The organism is Rahnella sp. P4_A8, assembly GCF_056402435.1.
The window spans coordinates 1-19,403 of the sequence record NZ_JBFUHK010000044.1; the positions used below are offsets into that span (position 1 = coordinate 1).

A 19,403-nucleotide genomic window follows, 5' to 3' on the forward strand; every position below is an offset into this window, starting at 1 on the left:
ACCAGCCAGACCATGGACTCGAGGGACCAGCCAGACCATGGACTCGAGGGGGAGTTTACGCTTGCGTAGGGTGACGGTGTCAGTGAGAGAAAAAGCTTGCTGAATGAGGTCAGGAGACAGGAGGTCAGCGAGGCTTTGAACTTCATCGGGGGCAGTGAGATTGATAATACCGAGAGCTTGTGAAAGTTCCATTTAAAAAGGGTCCATGATGAGCATGAACCCTTTTTACACGAGCCACCGGATCGGTCAACTGATCCTTAAACGATCGGCATTAACCCGAAGGTCGCTTTTTCGTTTTGCGTTGCGGGGATCAGGCTTCGATCGCCATACGCAGTTTTTTCATCGCGTTCTTTTCCAGCTGACGAACACGTTCTGCAGACACACCGTATTTATCGGCAAGCTCCTGCAGGGTCGATTTGTTTTCGTCGTCTAACCAGCGGGCACGAATGATATCCTGACTGCGTTCGTCCAGACCTTCCATTGCAGAGGAAAGTTTGTCGGTGGCGTCCTGATCCCAGTTATCTTCTTCGATAGTTTCTGCAAAGTCAGAACTCTTGTCTTGCAGATACAGCATCGGTGCCATCGCTGCGCCGTCGCGTGGTTCATCATCCGGCGTCGGATCAAACGTCATGTCCTGTGCGGCCATGCGTGATTCCATTTCCAGCACATCTTTGCTCGTCACACCCAGTTCGCGGGCGACGTGCTCGACTTCGTCGTGGCTGAACCAGCCCAGACGCTGTTTGTTCTTACGCAGGTTGAAGAACAGCTTACGCTGCGCTTTGGTGGTAGCGACTTTCACGATGCGCCAGTTACGCAGCACATATTCGTGAATTTCCGCTTTGATCCAATGCACGGCAAAGGATACCAGACGGACACCGACTTCCGGATTAAAACGGCGAACCGCTTTCATCAGGCCGATATTCCCTTCCTGGATAAGGTCTGCCTGAGGCAAACCGTAGCCTGAATAGTTGCGGGCAATGTGAGCAACAAAGCGCAGGTGAGACAGGATCAGCTCTTTCGCTGCTTCCAGATCACCGTTGTAATGCAGCCGTTCAGCCAGCGCCCGTTCTTCCTCTGCGGTGAGCATAGGATAGGCATTGGCCGCCCGAACATAGGCTTCCAGGCTACCTTGGGGTACTAATGCTAAAGTGCGCATTTCTTTGGTCATTAAAGCCTCTCATGTATGACGTAATGCAGGTTTTATACCACGTTGCTGCGGGATGATACCGCGACATTGCTGGCCTTAAAGGCGACAACAAAGCAACGCCGAGCCCTTCATATTCGCTGCTCTACGACCACGAATTTTACATAAAGTTCACGGAAAGATTCAACAGTCTGAAGACTGTAAGTGACAGACTGACTATTGGATAGTGAATTTGTGCCATTACGGGGAAAGCAGGAAAATGATGTGGCGGGCTGACCTGAAACAGCTTCCCCCTGAGACACAATTACTGAGCCGCAGGGGGACATTATAGCAAATTATCACTACTGTGGTGTAAATCGCCGTAAATGTTGAACCGTCGCCAGCCAGGCGGCAATCCAGCCAATCATCGCGGAAACGATCAGCAGTAACAGGCTTTCGTCCCAGCCCAGACCATGCAGGTCAAAGGTGGTGCCGAAGACCTGCGCAACCTGCGTCACCACGCTCTCAAGCCGCAACACCAGCACTTCCGAGAGGATGAGTGATAACAATGCACCGGTGAAACCGAGCATCGCGCCACCGTTGAGGAACGGCCGCAAAATAAAGCCATCGGTCGCGCCAATCAGCTTCATCACGTTAATGGTATCGCGGCGGCTGAAGATGCTCAGTCGCACACTGTTACCAATAACGAGGAAGACGGCGATCACCATCAGAATGCCGATCATCGCCGCAATCTGCCCGACCAGACCGGTCAGCGCCGCAAGACGGGCAAACCAACTGTCGTCCATCCGCACTTCATCCACGCCATGCACAGCCGCCACGCGGTCGCGCAAGGTGCTGAGTGTCGCAGAGTCCTGGAAATTCATTTTAGGCGTGATGATCGCCACCGCTGGCAACGGGTTTTGCTCCAGCATATCCATTGCGCCGCCAAAGCCTGACCAGTTGCGGAATTCACCCATCGCCTCTTCACGGGACAGATAATTAACTTTATCCACGCCCGCTTCGGTTTTCAGGGTTTTGACCACGTTTTCTGCGGCGTCATCATCCAGCGCTTTATCGAGATAAACGGTCAGTTGTGGCGTCGGATACCACTGCTCCGCCGCCGTACTGACGTTTTTCCACACCAGATAACACACGCTCGGCAGCGTCAGGGAAATGGCGATCACCATCACCGTCAGCAGCGTCGCCAGCGGCTGACGCAGCATGTCAGCCAGCGCGTTCATCCAGGCATAGCGCCACTGTTCACGCCAGCCGCCCTGCAACGCTTTGCTTTTTGCGGCACGGGCGCTTTTTGCGGTTTTAGCCGGATTCGGACTGTTCGCCATTAGTACACCCCTCCCGACATACGCCCCTGACTCAGCGTCAGCGTGCGGTAATTACGACGGGCAATCAGACCCACATCATGCGTCGCCATCAGCACGGTAACGCCGACGCGGTTAAATTCTTCGAACAGACGCAAAATGCCTTCCGACAATTCGCCATCGAGGTTACCGGTCGGTTCATCCGCCAGCAGCACTGCGGGCTTGTTCACCACCGCACGGGCAATGCCCACACGCTGTTGTTCACCGCCGGAAAGCTGGATTGGCAAGTTCTTCGCTTTATCCAGTAATCCGACTTTATCCAGCGCAGCCGACACGCGGCGGCGGATATCTTCACTGCTTGCACCGGAAATGATCAGCGGCATCGCCACGTTGTCATACACGGTACGATCCATCAGCAGGTGGTGATCCTGAAAGATCATGCCGATCTGACGACGCAGGAACGGCACTTCGCTGGATTTCAGGCGGCTGATATCATGACCGCCAAACAAAATGTGTCCGGCACTCGGACGCTCTATGCCGCAAATCAGCTTCAGCAGGGTACTTTTACCCGCGCCAGAGTGTCCGGTCAGAAATGCCATTTCTGCTTGCTGGATATGAAAATTGACGCCCTGAAGCGCCTGTCGTCCGCCCAGATAAGCTTTACTGACCTGTTCAAAGCGAATCATCCGTATTAATCCTCTCGGGCAAAAAGTGCCTCAATAAAATCGTCTGCCTTAAACGGCCTTAAATCTTCGATACCTTCACCGACACCAATGTAACGGATCGGAATGCTGAACTGATCGGCGATGGCAAAGATCACGCCGCCTTTCGCAGTGCCATCCAGTTTAGTCAGCGTTATCCCGGTCAGCCCGACGGCTTCGTTGAATAATTTGGCCTGACTCACTGCGTTCTGGCCGGTACTGGCGTCGAGCGTCAGCATCACTTCATGCGGTGCGTCTTCGTCGAGCTTCTTCATCACACGGACGATTTTCTTCAGCTCTTCCATCAGGTGCGTTTTGTTTTGCAAACGCCCGGCGGTATCAGCAATCAGCACGTCGATATTGCGGGCTTTCGCCGCCTGAATGGCATCGAAGATAACCGACGCGGAATCGGCACCGGTGTGCTGCGCAATCACCGGGATCTTGTTACGCTGACCCCAGACTTGCAACTGTTCAACGGCTGCGGCACGGAAGGTGTCGCCTGCTGCCAGCATCACAGATTTACCCTGTGCTTCAAACTGGCGCGCCATTTTACCGATGGTGGTGGTTTTACCGACACCGTTTACGCCAACCATCAGAATGACATACGGGGTTTTCCCGCTGACATCCAGTGGCTCGTCAACTTTCGCCAGTATTTCGGACATTTCTTCCTTCAGCTTGCCGTACAGCGCATCTGCGTCTTTCAGTTGCTTACGCGAGGCATGTTCAGTCAGTGAAGTAATGATTTTTCGGGTGGTTTCGACGCCAACGTCGGCGATCAGCAGCTGTTCTTCCAGCTCCTCAAACAGATCGTCGTCGATTTTCTTACCACGGAACAGACCAACGAAACCGGAGCCGAGATTCTGCTTGGTTTTGACCAGGCTGCGTTTCAGACGGGCGAAGAACCCTTCTTTGGTCGGGCGTTCCTGCTCGGTTTCACCGGCGGGCAGCACCACAATCGGATCCAGCGCCACAGGTAAGGGTTCTTCCACAGCGACAGAATCATCAATCGAATCAATGGCGTCCTGACGCAGATCTTCGGCAATTTCTTCTGCCGATTCAACAAATTCGTCTTCAGCGATATCTTCAACAACGGCAGGCTGCGCGGCAACCTGCTCAGTGATGTGAACAATTTCTTCTGCCAGTTCAGCGGCGGCCTGCTCGCGAACCGGTTCAGGTTTGTCTTCCAGCTCAGGCTCTGTCAGCGGTTCGGGTACAATTTCCGGTTCCGGCTCAACAAATGGCTCGGGTTCAATTTCAGGCTCAGGTTGAACGTGTGCGGCCGGTTCAGTTTCAGTTTCTGCTTCAACTTCAGGTTCTGCAACAGCCTCGCGAGCTACCGGGACTGCCGGTTCTTCCGTCAGTTGTTCTTCGACAACCGGCTGTTCTTCGCGTGTTTCTTCCTTCTGCTGCTCTTCTTCCTGACGGCCACGACCGAACCAGGAGAAGAAACCGCGTTTTTTATCTTTTGCCATTTTACAACTTCACTCCTCGCCGTTAATGACTGGCGAACGGATTATTAATAGGGTTATGGTCAGGCAGTCTATCACTTTCCCCTGCGGGCAACACGCCCGCGTATTGAATTCCGCTGGTTTTTCAATCGACAATGTTAAACATTTGCCCATTGCCCGCACACCGGTAGAATAGCCCTCCAAACGATAGGCAACGAAGCCCGACGGCTTTGGATGACACAAGCGAACTATGGCAAAGAAACCCAACACGCCCGCCGCAGGCCAGATCCGAATTATTGGCGGACAATGGCGCGGACGCAAACTTCCGGTCCCTCACAGCCCGGGGCTGCGCCCGACTACCGATCGCGTGCGCGAAACGCTGTTTAACTGGCTTGCGCCAGTTTTACAGGGCGCACATTGTCTGGACTGTTTTGCAGGCAGCGGCGCACTCGGTCTGGAAGCCTTGTCACGTTATGCGGCCAGCGCGACATTGCTGGAGTTTGAGCGCCCGGTTGCGCAACAGTTAGAGAAAAACCTGGCGCTGCTAAACGCCAGTGATGCGAAAGTATTTAACGTCAATGCCCTGAACTGGCTGGCAAAAGCCGGAAGCGCCTTTGATGTGGTTTTCCTCGATCCGCCTTTCCGCAAAGGCATTCTGCAAGACACCCTGAACCTGCTGGAGCAAAACCAGTGGCTGGCCGATGAAGCCTGGATTTATGTCGAAACAGAAGCCGAACATGACACGCTGGATGTGCCTGCCCGCTGGCGCTTACACCGTGAGAAAGTCGCCGGACAAGTTGCTTATCGTCTTTATCATCGCGATGTGACGCCTGAAACCGGCTCACCAGAACAGGAGCAGTAAGATGTTGATCAATATTGGTCGGTTGTTGATGTTATGTATTTGGGCTTTTCTCGCGTTTAACCTGATCCACCCGTTCCCGAAGCCGATCAAATACTTTTTAGACGTGGCAATTGTCTTCATGTTCTTTATGCATGGCCTGCAGGTGATGCTGCTTAAAGCCACGCAGGGCAAGGAAAAGGACACCATCGGGCCGTGGCTGCAAACCCGCATCTTCCTGTTCGGCGTCTTCGAACTGATGGCGTGGCAGAAAAAACAGCCTCCGTTGCCAGCCAAAAAGTAATCCCCGCTTTTACGGCGCGCCCTGCGCCGTAAATTCCCCCTATCCTAAACCAACATTCATCAGACCCGCCGTTACGGGGATTTCTGATTGTCGCCGCCATGCTCTCTCTCCTACACTGAAAGCAAGTTCAGGAAAACAGGATGTGTTTTCCCGCAAGCAGACCCTGACATCGGTTTTATGTTCTGTTCTGAAATATAAAAGGATAAACAATGAGTTGGCCATTCCTCGCTGTATTTTTCTCTGGCTGGTTGTTCGTTGACGCCAGCTATCGTGGCCCGCGCTGGCAGCGCTGGGTCTTTAAACCCGTCACCTTACTATTACTGCTGTTGCTGGCCTGGCAGGCGCCGACACTCAACGTTTACAGCTATCTGATCTTACTGGGTCTGGCGGCGACACTGGTGGCAGACAGCCTGTTACTGCTGCCTGAAGAACGCTTCATGTACGCCATCGGTGCCTTCTTCCTGTCGCATCTGCTGTATACGCTGAGTTTCGCCAGCCAGATGACCATCACCTTCTTCTGGCCGCTGCCGCTGACGTTACTGATCATCGGGGCGATACTTCTCGCAGTGATCTGGACACGGCTGGCGGAGCTGCGATGGCCAGTGACCACTTACATCGCCATGACCCTGCTGATGGTCTGGCTGGCTGGCGAACAGTATTTTGCCCGCAGTACCGACATGGCGTTTTCGCTGTTCTGCGGCGCAGCGCTGTTACTGCTGGGGAATATTTTCTGGCTGCTCAGCCGATACCGCTTCACCTTCCGCGCCGCCGACGCGCTGGTTGCCGCCTGTTATTTCGGCGGGCACTTCCTGATAGTCCGGTCGTTATACCTGTAATATCCCACAGCGGAACCGTTCTGGTTCCGCTGATAAAATACTTGTTGACCTTAGAGCCGACTCCAACGTTTACACTGGGGGTAATTCCACTCGGTTTCGAACCGGAGGCTTTATGATCCCACTGCAAAAAAACAACACCTGTCGCTGCGGATGTCAGGGCAAACATACCCCTGCACTGCGTATCAACAAAATTGGCGCTATTGCGCAGCCCGGCACACATCCGGCTGGCTGCTGTAGCGAAAAACCCCCGCTGGCGGTTTCCGCCTGCTCCACCACTGACAGCTGCTGTGCGCCAAAAACAGGTGAGCACTCACATACATCGGACGATGGCAACGCCGAAGGTTCGCCGGGCGAAGACGAACCCGCCTCACCGCTTTCCGGCAGTCAGCAATACAGCTGGAAAGTACAAGGTATGGACTGCCCTGCCTGTGCCCGAAAAATTGAAAAAGCCGTTTCAGGTATTGATGGTATCAGCCACGCTAAAGTGCTGTTCGCTACTGAAAAGCTGGTGATTGATGCAGGTTTTGATATCACCCAACACGTGCAAAATGCCGTTACCGCCGCAGGTTTTACCCTGCAATCGCTCGACAAACCGCAGGAAAAACCCACCGCCGAACCTTCCCGTTTGCAGGAAGCGCTGCCGCTGATCGCTCTTTCGGTTCTGATGCTACTGAGCTGGGTGCTCGATCATTTCAACCCGCAGATGGGTAACATCGCGTTTATCGCCACGACACTGGTCGGGCTCTGGCCGGTACTGCGTCAGGCGATTCGCCAGACCCGCGCCGGTTCGCCATTCGCCATCGAAACGCTGATGAGTATCGCCGCGATCGGCGCACTCTTTATCGGTGCGACAGCCGAAGCCGCCATGGTTCTGTTGCTGTTTATGGTGGGCGAACGCCTTGAGGCTTTTGCCTCCAGCCGGGCACGCAGCGGCGTAAAAGCGCTGATGGCGCTGATCCCGGATACCGCTGTCCGCATTGTGAATGGCAAATCTGAAACCGTGCCGGTCAGCAGCTTGCGTCCCGGCGATATCATTGAAATCGCAGCAGGTGCACGCCTGCCTGCCGACGCTGTTTTACAAAGCGCCGCCAGTTTCGACGAAAGCGCGCTGACCGGCGAATCAGTTCCGGTGGATCATCTGGCCGGTGAAAAAGTGCCTGCAGGCAGCCTGTGCGTTGACCGGCTGGCACGCCTCGAAGTGGCTTCCGCGCCGGGCAACAGCGCCATTGACCGCATCCTGCAACTGATTGAAGAAGCCGATGAACGCCGTGCGCCGATCGAGCGTTTCCTCGATACTTTCAGCCGCTATTACACGCCGGTCATTATGCTGATGTCGTTGCTGGTGATTATCGTGCCGCCACTGGCGATGGGGCTATCGTGGGAAACCTGGATTTACCGCGGGCTGACGCTGCTGCTGATTGGCTGTCCGTGTGCGCTGGTGATTTCGACGCCAGCAGCGATTACGTCCGGGCTGGCAGCGGCCACGCGTCAGGGTGCATTGATCAAAGGCGGTGCAGCGCTGGAACAGCTGGCGCTGATTCAAACCGTTGCCCTGGATAAAACCGGTACGCTGACCGAAGGCAAACCTGAAGTTACCGACGTTTTACTGCTGAACGGGGCCAGCGAAGGCGAAGTACTAAGTCTGGCATCAGCGGTGGAAGAAGGTTCGCATCACCCGCTGGCGCAGGCGATTTTGGCCCGTGCAAAAACCAGTAATCCGCTACCGCTCACGGCGCAGGATCGCCGCGCGCTGGCCGGTTCCGGCGTGGAAGGCCTCGTTTCAGGCCGCAAAATTCAGGTGCTGGCACCGAAAAGTGTGGCTGAAAACAGCCTGACAACTGAAACCCTTGCGCAAATTACTGACTGGGAATCCAGCGGAAAAACCGTGGTGGTGGTGTTGCAGGAAGAAAACGCGATCGGGCTGATTGCCATGCAGGATCGTCTGCGGGATGACGCGGCCGAGGCATTGCAGAAACTCAAAGCGCTCGGCGTGTCGGCGGTCATGCTGACCGGCGACAATCCGCGGGCGGCGAAAACCATCGCTGACCGGCTCGGCATTGATTTCCGTGCGGGCTTACTGCCTGCGGATAAAGTCTCAGCGGTCACCGCGCTGAATGCACTGAAACCGGTAGCCATGGTCGGTGACGGCATTAACGATGCGCCCGCCATGAAAGCCGCGACTATCGGTATTGCGATGGGAAGCGGAACGGACGTCGCGCTGGAAACGGCGGATGCGGCACTGACGCATAACCGCCTGAGCGGGCTGGCGCAGATGATCAGCCTTTCGCGTGCTACACGGGCGAATATCCGTCAGAACATCACGATTGCGCTGGGGCTGAAAGCGATTTTCCTGGTCACCACGTTGATGGGATTGACCGGATTGTGGCTGGCGGTGCTGGCGGATTCCGGCGCAACGGCGCTGGTGACCGCCAATGCGTTAAGGCTGTTGCGCAATAAATCGAAATAAACAACACGGGCTGAGCCATCAGCCCTGTTTTTCTGCCAACCCTTTGCACAGCAAATAGCGGTACGGCACGCTTTCGGTATCCGACGCCAGCAGCGTATGTTCCATAAAACGGCAGAAACCGGGAATATCGCGGGTCGTCGCCGGATCATCGGCGATGATCAATAACGTTTCGCCGTCTTGCATGGTGCGTACCGCTTTACGAACCATCATCACTGGCTCCGGGCAACGCAGACCCAACGCATCAAGCTGATGGTCAGGATTGATAAAGGGGTCGGTCATTTCGTGTCTCAACATCTACATACGTGAATGGGCGGTTGTTTGGCAAAGGCGGATAGTTTAACCCGCTGGTTTTCTGGCGCAACAAACACGGCTCATTGCGCTAAAATTAACCGGTAGACCTGTTGCGCAAACGGTGCGCAAACAGGTACTATGCGCGCCGCACGCCATTACGGGTGCGAAAGTAAAAATTTTCTTGGGTTCCCTCACCCCAATTTATTCATAAAAAAAGGTCACATATATGTACTCTTTTACTGCTCAGCAGCGGTTTTCCGCGCTGATATGGCTTTCGCTATTCCACATCGCCATCATCACCTCCAGTAACTATCTGGTTCAGTTACCCGTTTCCATTTTTGGTTTCCATACCACCTGGGGCGCGTTCACTTTCCCGTTTATTTTTCTGGCTACCGATCTGACCGTCCGTATATTTGGCGCGCCGCTGGCACGACGGATTATACTTTCCGTGATGGTGCCTGCACTGGCCATTTCCTATGTCATCTCGGCGTTATTCTTTGAAGCGCAATGGCAAGGCGTGGAAGCGCTCAGCAGCCTGAATATCATGGTCGCGCGTATCGCCACCGCCAGTTTTATGGCGTATGTGCTGGGGCAAATTCTTGACGTTCATGTGTTTAACCGCCTGCGCCAGAACCGCCGCTGGTGGATAGCACCGGTCGCCTCGATGTTCCTCGGCAATATCAGCGATACCCTGTCCTTCTTCTTTATCGCTTTCTACAAAAGCAGCGATGCCTTTATGGCACAGCACTGGGTAGAAATCGCGATGGTGGATTACACCTTCAAGGTGCTGATCTGCCTGGTGTTCTTCCTGCCGATGTACGGCATGCTGCTGAATATGCTGCTTAAGCGTTTATCAGCACAAGGAAACAACCCGCATTCCGCTATCAGTGCGCACTAAACCGGGTCGCCGGGAAGACACAAATCGCGCCATAATCTGACTTGCATTTGTGGCCTGAATAGGTTGCCATAAAGGCTGTTAAGTCAACATGTAAGCCTGGTGAACAGGCCACTTAAGGAAGCCCGATGCGTAATATCGCGAAAATGATGGGAATGGCAGTACTGATCGCCGGTCTGGCTGCGTGTGACGGTAAGTCGACCGATGCACCTGCCGCAGATAAAGGCGCACCAGCGGCCGCAGCCACGGCAGCCACCACGCCGGTCAGCCTGCTGGACGGCAAAGTCACCTTCTCCCTGCCGCAGGGAATGAGCGACCAGAGCGGTAAACTGGGCACACAGGCAAATAATATGCACGTGTATGCAGACAGCACCGGGCAGAAAGCGGTGATTGTCATTTTGGGTGATAACACCCCGGAATCACTGGACGTTCTGGCGGGTCGTTTACAGGATCAGCAAAAAGCGCGCGATACCAATCTGCAAGTCGTCACCAATAAATCTATTCAGGTCAACGGCCAGACATTGCAGCAGTACGACAGCGTGATCACTTCTGCTGGTCAGAAAGCCTATTCGTCTATCGTTTTGGGCAAGGTCGACAGCCATCTGCTGACCCTGCAAATTACTCTGCCTGCTGATAATCAGCAGCAGGCGCAGACCGATGCGGAAGCCATTATCAGCACACTGAAAATTCAATAATTTCAGACCGTGTGAAAATATCAGGCGGAGCTTAGTCTCCGCTTTTTTTGTTTCTTATTGTCACCCTCGCTCACAAAATCGCCTCCCTCTGTAATAAAAATGTAACATTTCCGTCATAAATCACAGTTCGTTTGTGCGCGAATGGCTAAAATGATGTTCGTTTTGGAACACATTGGCTCCGCCATTTCGTCCGTGGCTCATGATGAGTCCGCCCTGATTTATGCCATCGGAGGCATTTATGCTCAGTATCTTTAAACCCGCGCCCCACAAAGCTCCTGTTGATGAGGCTCACGTCGATCCGCTGTACCGCCGTCTCCGCTGGCAAATCTTCATGGGGATTTTCTTCGGTTATGCGGCCTACTATCTGGTGCGCAAAAACTTTGCGCTGGCCATGCCTTATCTGATTGATCAGGGCTTCTCCCGTGGAGACTTAGGGTTCGCACTGTCCGGGATTTCCATTGCTTATGGCATCTCAAAATTCATCATGGGTTCGGTGTCTGACCGTTCGAATCCGCGCGTATTTCTGCCCGCTGGTTTGATTCTGGCGGCGGCCGTGATGTTGTTTATGGGCTTCGTGCCGTGGGCAACCTCAAGCATTGCCATCATGTTTGTGTTGCTGTTCCTGTGCGGCTGGTTCCAGGGCATGGGCTGGCCGCCGTGCGGACGTACGATGGTGCACTGGTGGTCGCAGAAAGAACGCGGCGGCGTGGTGTCGGTGTGGAACTGTGCGCATAACGTCGGCGGCGGTATTCCTCCGCTGCTGTTCCTGCTCGGTATGGCGTGGTTTAACGACTGGCATGCAGCGCTGTATATGCCTGCCTTCGGCGCAATTCTGCTGGCGGTGTTTGCCTTCATGACCATGCGCGATACACCGCAATCCTGTGGTCTGCCGCCCATTGAAGAATACAAAAACGATTATCCGCCGGACTATGTGAAAGAGTCCGCCGAGCAGGAACTGACGGCGAAACAGATTTTCATGCAGTACATTTTGCCGAACAAATTGCTGTGGTATATCGCACTGGCTAACGTCTTTGTCTATCTGCTGCGTTACGGCATTCTCGACTGGTCACCAACGTATCTGAAAGAAGTGAAGCATTTCGCGCTGGATAAATCCTCGTGGGCGTATTTCCTTTATGAATACGCTGGCATTCCCGGCACGCTGCTGTGTGGCTGGATGTCGGACAAAGTTTTCAAAGGCAATCGTGGTGCCACCGGCGTGTTCTTCATGGTGCTGGTGACTATCGCTACCGTCGTTTACTGGCTGAATCCGGTCGGCAATCCGGGTATTGATATGGCCTGTATGATCACCATCGGTTTCCTGATTTACGGGCCGGTGATGCTGATTGGGTTACATGCGCTGGAACTGGCACCGAAGAAAGCAGCCGGTACCGCCGCAGGCTTTACCGGACTGTTTGGTTATCTGGGCGGCTCGGTCGCGGCCAGCGCCATTGTCGGTTATACCGTGGATTATTTTGGCTGGGACGGTGGCTTTATCGTGATGATCGCCGGTTGTGTGCTGGCTGTTCTGTTGCTGTTACTGACCATGCTGAGTGAAAACAAACACAAAGCGCAGCTGGCTAAAAACATCTGACTTTGATTTATCTTCGTCGTAAAGGCACCGGAAGGTGCCTTTTTTGTTTTTACGCGGCGTCGGGAAGGATGCGCCTGCCTGCTTCATCAAACAGTAAAACACTGGCAGCATTAAACCCGAACCTGAGCGGTGTGTTTTTAGCAAAGGAGAGCTGTTTCGACGATTTCATTTTCAGGATGTGCTCACCAACGCACGCATATACCAGCGTGGAATCACCCTGCAATTCAGTGAAATCAACCAAAACTTCAAATGCATGATCCGTCACTTCATTCAGGCGCAACAGCTCAGGGCGGATGGCCAGCGACACCATTTGTCCATCCTGCGCCGCCGGGAATTTATCCTCCAGCGGGTACATCGGCTGGCCGTCAATACTCAGCTGGCGGCCGACGACTTGTGCCGGGATCACATTGATTTTCGGCGTACCGATAAAACCGGCGACGAACAGGCTGGCCGGGCAATTATACAGCTCAACCGGCGTGCCAATTTGCTCAATGTGACCTTTGTTAAGCACCACGATCCGGTCCGCCAGTGTCATGGCCTCGACCTGATCGTGGGTCACGTAAATCATGGTGTTTTTCAGACGGGCATGGAGCTGACTGATTTCCTGACGCATCTGCACACGCAGCGCGGCATCAAGGTTCGACAGCGGTTCATCAAACAAAAAAACTTTCGGCTGCTGAACAATGGAACGCCCGATAGCGACGCGCTGACGCTGTCCGCCGGAAAGATTTTGCGGTAACCGGTCGAGCATGTCGTCCAGCCGCAGGATCAGGGCCGCTTCGCTTATGCGTCGGGCAATTTCTTCCGGCGGCGTGCGGATATTTTTCAGACCAAATGCCAGATTCTGTCTGACGGTCATGTGCGGATAAAGCGCGTAGGACTGAAATACCATCGACAGACCGCGCTTCCCGGCGGGTAAATCCGTCACATCAGTTTTTTCAATGTGAATAGTCCCGTCGCTCAGCGCATCCAGCCCGGCAATCATGCGCAGTAACGTTGATTTCCCGCACCCTGACGGACCGACCAGTACCAAAAACTCACCGGAGTGGATCTCCAGAGACAAATCGGGGATCACGACAGTTTTGTCATAGTATTTTTTGATATTTTTGAGTGTTAAGCCTGACATAACGTTGTCCTTTAAAAGAAAAAGATGAGCGGTTACGCCCCGGCAAGGGCGAGCAGTTTTCCGGTGATTTCAGCTAACAGCGCGGTGGATTGTCGGGTTTCGACGTTGAGGCGCAGGAGCGGCTCAGTATTGGAAGCGCGTAAATTAAACCGCCAGTTATYGAATTCCATACTCAGCCCGTCAGTCTGGCGGGTACTTAGCGCCAGATGTTGGTAATGGTCGCGGACACGGCTGATGGCCTCAGCGGGTTGACTGACGGAGATATTGATTTCGCCGGATACCGGGAAAAGGGCTTTACGGGCAGCAATCAGTCCGGACATTTTCCGGCTGCACTGGCTGAGATGTTGTAGTACCAGCAAGGCCGGGATCATCCCGCTGTCGCAGTAACCAAAATCGCGGAAATAGTGATGGGCGCTCATTTCACCGCCGTAAATAGCGTTTTCACTGCGCATTCTTTCTTTGATGAAGGCATGGCCGGTTTTGGTTTCGATGGCGATACCGTGTCTGGCGCTGACAATGTCGCGGGTATTCCAGACCAGACGCGGATCATGAAGGATTTTTTCGCCGGACGAGCGTTGCAAAAACAGTTCAGCCAGCAATCCCACAATGTAATACGCCTCAACGTATTCACCCTGTTCATCAAAGATGAAGCAACGGTCAAAATCACCGTCCCAGGCAATGCCCAAATCCGCCTGATGTTCACGCACCGCATCGCATGTCGCCAGTCGGTTTTCCGGCAACATCGGGTTGGGAATACCGTGGGGGAAAGTGCCGTCCGGCTCATGGTGAATTTTTATTAGCGTAAGGGGAATACCGCGTGCCAGAAAGGCGTGTTCCAGCGCATCCAGCGTCGGGCCAGCCGCACCGTTTCCTGCGTTAACCACCACCCGCAGCGGCCGTCCGAACGGTAACGTTAAATAGCTAAGCAGATGATCCAGATAAGCGCGGCGGTTTGAAAGCTGCTGATACGAACCGGGCTGGGCCACCGCCGAAAACAGATGATTTTCGGCCAGTGCCTGAATATCGTGTAAACCGTTTTCGCTGCTGACAGGTCTTGCATCCCGTCCTACCAGCTTCATACCGTTATAATTGTCCGGATTATGGCTGGCGGTGATCTGAATTCCGCCATCAGCCTGCAGGGAACGGGTGGCAAAATACACCTCTTCGCTGCCGGTCATACCAATATCAATCACGCCGCAGCCCTGATCCATCAGTCCGCGCGCAACGGCCTGCTTGAGAGCCGGTGATGTCAGGCGAATATCACTGCCCAGCACCACCCGTTTTGGGCGATAAAAATGCGCAAATGCACAACCGATACGGTAAGCAATATCCTCGTTTAATTCGCTGCCCAAAACACCGCGTATATCGTAAGCTTTAAAACACCTTAATAAGGCCATATTTCATCCTGAAAATAGACATAAGTACTTGCGTCTTTATGGCCCCACCGGGAATCAGGTAGAACCACGTATAATTAACGTAAACTCAAGGTCGAAGTGAATATTATTTTTCCCCTCCAGCAGCAAGGCCGCGGCTATCTCACCTTTTCTAACCGGATCCTGGGCAATGGTAGTGAGCCCGATTTCATTCTCTGGCCGGGGAATATTATCAAATCCGGTAATCGCGATATTTTGCGGAACACGTAACCCGGCCTGCCGGCAATAATTAATCGCACCTTGCGCAAAGCGGTCAGACAGGCAAATAAACGCGGTTATTCCCGGATTTATTTTAAGTAATTCCTGCGCGGCTATTTCGCCAAACATCTCGTGATGGCTTGTTTCACAAAGAAAGCAATTATCGAGTTCGATATTCCATTCGCGGAAAGTCTCCACGCAAGATTTCACCCGGGTGATCATAACGTCATTATCGCCTGAAATATCCTGACTCAATGGCACGACACCCTTACGCCCCTGCAGTGAAGGAAATGAAATAATGCCGAATTCACGGTGTCCTTTTTCCAGCAGGTGCAGGCAAATTTCCCTCATCGCCCGGTAGTTATCAATGGAGACACTGCTGTGCGGGGGAATTTTAAAATCCGTGGTCACCACAGGCAGATTTTTTGACAATGCCTTAGCGATAATCTGGTCATTATTGTGTGTCGCATTAAGGATATAGCCATCTACCGCAGTGTTAATCACACTGGCCCGCGCGCCCTGTCCGTTATGCAACGGGATCAGGATGATGCTGACACCTTTCCGGTCACATTCACCCGCGATGCCCTGCATGAGCTGCACGTCATGGCTGTCAGTAAAAACATAACTCAGCGTGTCATTGAAGATAATGCCAATCGCATCCGACCTGCCGGTACGTAATGCGCGCCCGATATTATCAGGGCCGTAGAAATTAACGGAATGCGCATAATTAATTATTCGTTTTCTTAAGGATTCAGATAACTTTCCCGGATTATTAAATGCATTCGACACCGTCGTATGCGTCACCCCTAATTCACGGGCAATCGACTTTAAGGTTATCTTACTCAGTTTACACACTCCTGAATGCTTTGAATAAATGAAATCCCCCGTCTGAAAAACCCTTAATTCGCCAATATATACTCACAGAAAACAGGCTATTGCAATGAATATATAAAATAAAGTTTAACGTTAAACAAAATCATTTCTGTGACCGTAATAACGTTTACTGATTGTATGTCCATGCTAGCGTTTAAAATAGAAGTCCATTCATAAAAATATAATATAAATAACTATTAAATATAATGATGAATTATTAATAACAACCTAATGGAAATAGGATACAGCATGAAAATAATGAAACTGGCTGCACTTGCAGGTATCACGTTATTTCTTTCGGGCTGCGGGCCTGAGGAGAAAGATCAAACCAGCATTAAAATGTGGATAGCGCCTAATGTTACTCAGGAAGTGTATTGGGGCGAGGTGGTAAAAGAATGGAACAGTAATCCGGCCAACAGGAAGGTGGAATTCACGCCAATACCGGCTGCGGGGAGCTCTGAAGAAGCCATTATGAACGCGCTGGCATCAGGCACTGAGCCCGATATATCCACCAATATTTTTATCGGCTTCGCGAAACAGTTATCTGAACTTAAACAACTCAATGACTACGCCAAAATGCCCGGTTTTCAGGAACTGGTTGAAACCCGACATATGGGGAAAGCCATGGCATCATGGCAGTTCGAAGGGCAGCAAAATGTTATCCCGATTTATATCAGCCCGGTCGTGTACTGGTGGCGCAGCGATCTGCTGGCTGAGCAAGGTTTTGATCATGTGCCGACCACCTATGATGAGATTTACACGCTGTCAGAACGGATAACGCAAAACCAGAAAGGTTACAGTCTGCAAATCACCAGCGGCAAAAACTGGTGGGATCGCTGGTTTGACTTTATTCCGCTGTATTACGCCGCCTCTCAGGGCAGCCCGTATATTCAGGATCACAAATCCAGCTTTGATAACGAAGCCGGACAACAGACCCTCACCTTCCTCAACAAAATGTTTGCGAACAAATGGACCAGCTACGACTTCACCGCCGCAGACGATCCGCTGGCAGCGGGAACCGTGCTGGGCGCGGTACGTGGTCCATGGGATATCGACCGCTATCAGAAACAATTTCCCGAAGTGTTAAAAACCATCCGTATCGGCCCGATGCCGACACAAACCGGCGAACCCGGCGTTGCCACCATGGCTGACAGCAAAGGGATCGTGATGTTCAGTACATCAAAAGTGCAGGCCGACGCCTGGAAGTTTATTCAATGGGTATACAGCGATCCTAAACATGACCGACGCTGGCTGGAACTCACCGGCATGCCGCCTGCCCGGGAAGATCTGCAAAGTAATCCGATTTTTGAAGAGTATCTGCAACAGCACGCATTGGTTAATGCGATCGCCTCCTACGTGTCGAAAGCGGTTCCGCCAGCACCAGTCACTAAAACCGTTGAAGTCCAGCGGACGATGACGCAAATGATTGAAAATTTGGTGTTTAAAAATAGCCCGATACCCGAGGTGATTCAGGCGTCCTCACAAGAGATCGACAAAACGCTGGAGCAGTAAGTGATGATAAAAATGAAAGAGTCATCACTCGGAGGCCTTCTGGCCTCCACTTACCTCGGATATTCGCTGGTATTCTGGCTTTATCCTTTTCTCTGGCTGGCGGTGCTGAGCTTTACTGACTGGAAATTTATTGGCGCACCGTCTTTTAACGGCGTGAAGAATATTATCGCCGTCATGCAGAATCCCTTATTCTGGACGGCGATGTATAACGTATTTAAATTTCTGGCTTACTATCTGCCCATTGTCCTGGTGTCTTCATTATTATTCGCGTTCGGATTAAGAAAAATAAAATATGGCAAAGCGTTTGTTGCCCTGAGCTTCCTGCTCGCCAATGTTTCATCCGGCGTGGCGTATTCCATTGTATTTTCCAAACTGTTCAGTGAAACAGGACCGATAAATACGTTCCTGATGGACATGTTTGGCGTTAACGTCCCGTGGTTCACCCATCCGAATTTCGCCATGTTATCGATTGCCCTTATTATCACCTGGAAATTTGTCGGCTATTACGGCCTGATTTTTTATTCCGGGCTGATTACTATTCCCAAAGATATTTACGATGCCGCCGATCTCGATAAAACCACGGGCCTCGGAAAAATATGGCATATCACATTGCCCCTGATGAATGCCCAGATAGTCATGGTGCTGGTTCTCGCGATCACAGTAGYGTTCAGTATTTTCACCGAACCCTATCTCATCACCGGAGGCGGTCCGCTGAAAAGCACCACCACGCCAATGGTGGTGATGTATGAAGCCGCCTTCCGGCAGATGCAGCCAAGCTGGGCCGCTACCATGTCAATTATTGTCGCGCTGTTCAGTTTCACATTGATCTGGATATTGCGCCGGTGTCTGGAAAAGAAAATCGAGATCGTATGATGAAGACACAATCTGTGGAGACGGGAGCCGTCGCTCCTGTACAAAAATTTTTACTGAAACAAACAATCAGCTCCGTGGCGATCCACCTGCTGATGTTTGCGCTGGCCATCACCTGGTTATATCCGTATTTGTGGATGTTAATCGGTTCGTTTAAAAATACAGCCGATATTTATACGACATCTCTTTTTTCCGGCCCGCTGTCATTCGATAATTATATTTTCCTGTTTGATGGTACCGGTAAAGCGGAAAAACCCTTTCTGCGCACATTGTTTAACTCCATATTCATTACATTAACCATAACGGTATGCGTCACGCTGAGTTCCTGTTTAATTGGTTATGCGCTGGCAAAAATGGAATTTAAAGGCCGGGATATTTTCAAAAACCTGCTTATCCTGCAAATGGTTTTTCCGGCTTTCATGTTTATTATTCCGCATTTCGTGCTGATGCGTGAACTCGGCATGATTAATTCCTATGGCGCCCTTATTTTACCGTTTGTGATGAATGGCTGGGGGATTTTTATGATCTCGCAGAGTTTTAAAGGCACGCCAAATGACTATATTCATGCCGCAAGGTTAGATCATGCCGGTCTTATCAAAATATTGCTCCATGTCATGCTGCCCCTCAACAAATCGATTCTGGCTATCGTCGCGATTTTTACTTTTACCAGCGCCTGGGACAATTTCCTCTGGCCGCTGATTGTGATGCAGGATGCCAACAAAATGCCGCTTTCAGTGCTGCTGGCAACGTTCAGTAAATCCTATGGCATTTATGTCGGCCCGGTACTGGCGGGTTCGGTAGTGCAAACCTTACCAATCGTCGTTTTGTTTATCCTCTTCAGGAAGCATTTCCTGGAAGGGATGTCGCTTTCACTTAAATAACA

General features: G+C 52.2%; 19 protein-coding genes. 10 read left to right on the forward strand and 9 right to left on the reverse strand.

Annotated elements, in window-relative coordinates:
* From AC1DUO_RS18120 to ftsY, 5 genes are all read right to left on the reverse strand, one after another.
* A partial coding sequence (locus tag AC1DUO_RS18120) for a transposase domain-containing protein (RefSeq protein WP_477988201.1) occupies window positions 1-192 on the reverse strand: 192 nt, incomplete at its 3' end.
* 118 nt (window positions 193-310) lie between these two features.
* Window positions 311-1,168: an RNA polymerase sigma factor RpoH gene (rpoH, locus tag AC1DUO_RS18125; protein WP_013577470.1), complete on the reverse strand. Its 858-nt coding sequence runs from the start codon at window positions 1,166-1,168 to the stop codon at window positions 311-313.
* Window positions 1,169-1,485: 317 nt separating this feature from the next.
* Window positions 1,486-2,466, reverse strand: a complete 981-nt coding sequence (gene ftsX, locus AC1DUO_RS18130; RefSeq protein WP_013577471.1) for a permease-like cell division protein FtsX — start codon at window positions 2,464-2,466, stop codon at window positions 1,486-1,488.
* Window positions 2,466-3,128, reverse strand: coding sequence for a cell division ATP-binding protein FtsE (ftsE, locus tag AC1DUO_RS18135; protein WP_013577472.1), 663 nt, complete (start codon window positions 3,126-3,128; stop codon window positions 2,466-2,468). The genes ftsX and ftsE overlap by 1 nt, the downstream gene beginning before the upstream one ends.
* Before the next feature lie 5 nt (window positions 3,129-3,133).
* Window positions 3,134-4,615, reverse strand: coding sequence for a signal recognition particle-docking protein FtsY (ftsY, locus tag AC1DUO_RS18140; RefSeq protein WP_119262174.1), 1,482 nt, complete (start codon window positions 4,613-4,615; stop codon window positions 3,134-3,136).
* A gap of 226 nt (window positions 4,616-4,841) precedes the next feature.
* Here ftsY and rsmD point away from each other — a divergent pair, with 226 nt between their 5' ends.
* The 4 genes from rsmD to AC1DUO_RS18160 all read left to right on the forward strand — a co-directional run bounded on the left by rsmD (window position 4,842) and on the right by AC1DUO_RS18160 (window position 9,036).
* Window positions 4,842-5,453, forward strand: a complete 612-nt coding sequence (rsmD, locus tag AC1DUO_RS18145) for a 16S rRNA (guanine(966)-N(2))-methyltransferase (protein ID WP_013577474.1) — start codon at window positions 4,842-4,844, stop codon at window positions 5,451-5,453.
* A 1-nt stretch (window position 5,454) separates the two neighbouring features.
* Window positions 5,455-5,733, forward strand: a complete 279-nt coding sequence (locus AC1DUO_RS18150; RefSeq protein WP_013577475.1) for a DUF1145 family protein — start codon at window positions 5,455-5,457, stop codon at window positions 5,731-5,733.
* Window positions 5,734-5,942: 209 nt separating this feature from the next.
* Window positions 5,943-6,569 carry a lysoplasmalogenase gene (locus AC1DUO_RS18155; RefSeq protein ID WP_013577476.1) on the forward strand — a complete coding sequence of 209 codons (627 nt, stop codon included), beginning with the start codon at window positions 5,943-5,945 and terminating at the stop codon, window positions 6,567-6,569.
* A gap of 112 nt (window positions 6,570-6,681) precedes the next feature.
* Window positions 6,682-9,036 carry a zinc/cadmium/mercury/lead-transporting ATPase gene (locus AC1DUO_RS18160; RefSeq protein WP_119262175.1) on the forward strand — a complete coding sequence of 785 codons (2,355 nt, stop codon included), beginning with the start codon at window positions 6,682-6,684 and terminating at the stop codon, window positions 9,034-9,036.
* An 18-nt stretch (window positions 9,037-9,054) separates the two neighbouring features.
* Here the strand turns inward: AC1DUO_RS18160 and tusA are convergent, their stop codons facing one another.
* Window positions 9,055-9,315, reverse strand: coding sequence for a sulfurtransferase TusA (tusA, locus tag AC1DUO_RS18165; RefSeq protein WP_013577478.1), 261 nt, complete (start codon window positions 9,313-9,315; stop codon window positions 9,055-9,057).
* Between the two features lie 238 nt (window positions 9,316-9,553).
* On the opposite strand from tusA, the gene AC1DUO_RS18170 reads away from it, so the two are divergent.
* The 3 genes from AC1DUO_RS18170 (at window position 9,554) to glpT (ending at window position 12,508) form a co-directional block, all read left to right on the forward strand.
* Window positions 9,554-10,225 carry a 7-cyano-7-deazaguanine/7-aminomethyl-7-deazaguanine transporter gene (locus AC1DUO_RS18170; RefSeq protein ID WP_013577479.1) on the forward strand — a complete coding sequence of 224 codons (672 nt, stop codon included), beginning with the start codon at window positions 9,554-9,556 and terminating at the stop codon, window positions 10,223-10,225.
* Window positions 10,226-10,350: 125 nt separating this feature from the next.
* On the forward strand, window positions 10,351-10,917 hold the full coding sequence (locus AC1DUO_RS18175) for a DcrB family lipoprotein (RefSeq protein ID WP_013577480.1): 567 nt from the start codon (window positions 10,351-10,353) through the stop codon (window positions 10,915-10,917).
* A gap of 238 nt (window positions 10,918-11,155) precedes the next feature.
* Window positions 11,156-12,508, forward strand: coding sequence for a glycerol-3-phosphate transporter (gene glpT, locus AC1DUO_RS18180; RefSeq protein WP_013577484.1), 1,353 nt, complete (start codon window positions 11,156-11,158; stop codon window positions 12,506-12,508).
* A 49-nt stretch (window positions 12,509-12,557) separates the two neighbouring features.
* Here glpT and AC1DUO_RS18185 read toward each other — a convergent pair whose 3' ends face one another.
* Genes AC1DUO_RS18185 through AC1DUO_RS18195 form a run of 3 tightly spaced genes read right to left on the reverse strand, consistent with a single transcriptional unit; the run spans window position 12,558 to window position 16,120 of the window.
* Window positions 12,558-13,634 carry an ABC transporter ATP-binding protein gene (locus tag AC1DUO_RS18185; RefSeq protein WP_119262176.1) on the reverse strand — a complete coding sequence of 359 codons (1,077 nt, stop codon included), beginning with the start codon at window positions 13,632-13,634 and terminating at the stop codon, window positions 12,558-12,560.
* A 32-nt stretch (window positions 13,635-13,666) separates the two neighbouring features.
* Window positions 13,667-15,031, reverse strand: coding sequence for a phosphohexomutase domain-containing protein (locus AC1DUO_RS18190; protein WP_477988208.1), 1,365 nt, complete (start codon window positions 15,029-15,031; stop codon window positions 13,667-13,669).
* A gap of 54 nt (window positions 15,032-15,085) precedes the next feature.
* A complete protein-coding gene (locus AC1DUO_RS18195) occupies window positions 15,086-16,120 on the reverse strand; it encodes a LacI family DNA-binding transcriptional regulator (RefSeq protein WP_112197609.1) in 1,035 nt (344 codons plus the stop codon).
* Between the two features lie 267 nt (window positions 16,121-16,387).
* Between AC1DUO_RS18195 and AC1DUO_RS18200 the strand changes: the two genes are divergently transcribed.
* Genes AC1DUO_RS18200 through AC1DUO_RS18210 form a run of 3 tightly spaced genes read left to right on the forward strand, consistent with a single transcriptional unit; the run spans window position 16,388 to window position 19,401 of the window.
* Window positions 16,388-17,650 (forward strand): ABC transporter substrate-binding protein, encoded by a 1,263-nt coding sequence (locus tag AC1DUO_RS18200; protein WP_112197608.1) that lies wholly within the window; start codon window positions 16,388-16,390, stop codon window positions 17,648-17,650.
* Between the two features lie 3 nt (window positions 17,651-17,653).
* Window positions 17,654-18,523 carry a carbohydrate ABC transporter permease gene (locus AC1DUO_RS18205; protein WP_477988214.1) on the forward strand — a complete coding sequence of 290 codons (870 nt, stop codon included), beginning with the start codon at window positions 17,654-17,656 and terminating at the stop codon, window positions 18,521-18,523.
* A gap of 53 nt (window positions 18,524-18,576) precedes the next feature.
* Window positions 18,577-19,401: a carbohydrate ABC transporter permease gene (locus AC1DUO_RS18210; protein WP_041673250.1), complete on the forward strand. Its 825-nt coding sequence runs from the start codon at window positions 18,577-18,579 to the stop codon at window positions 19,399-19,401.
* The last annotated feature ends 2 nt before the right edge of the window (window positions 19,402-19,403 follow it).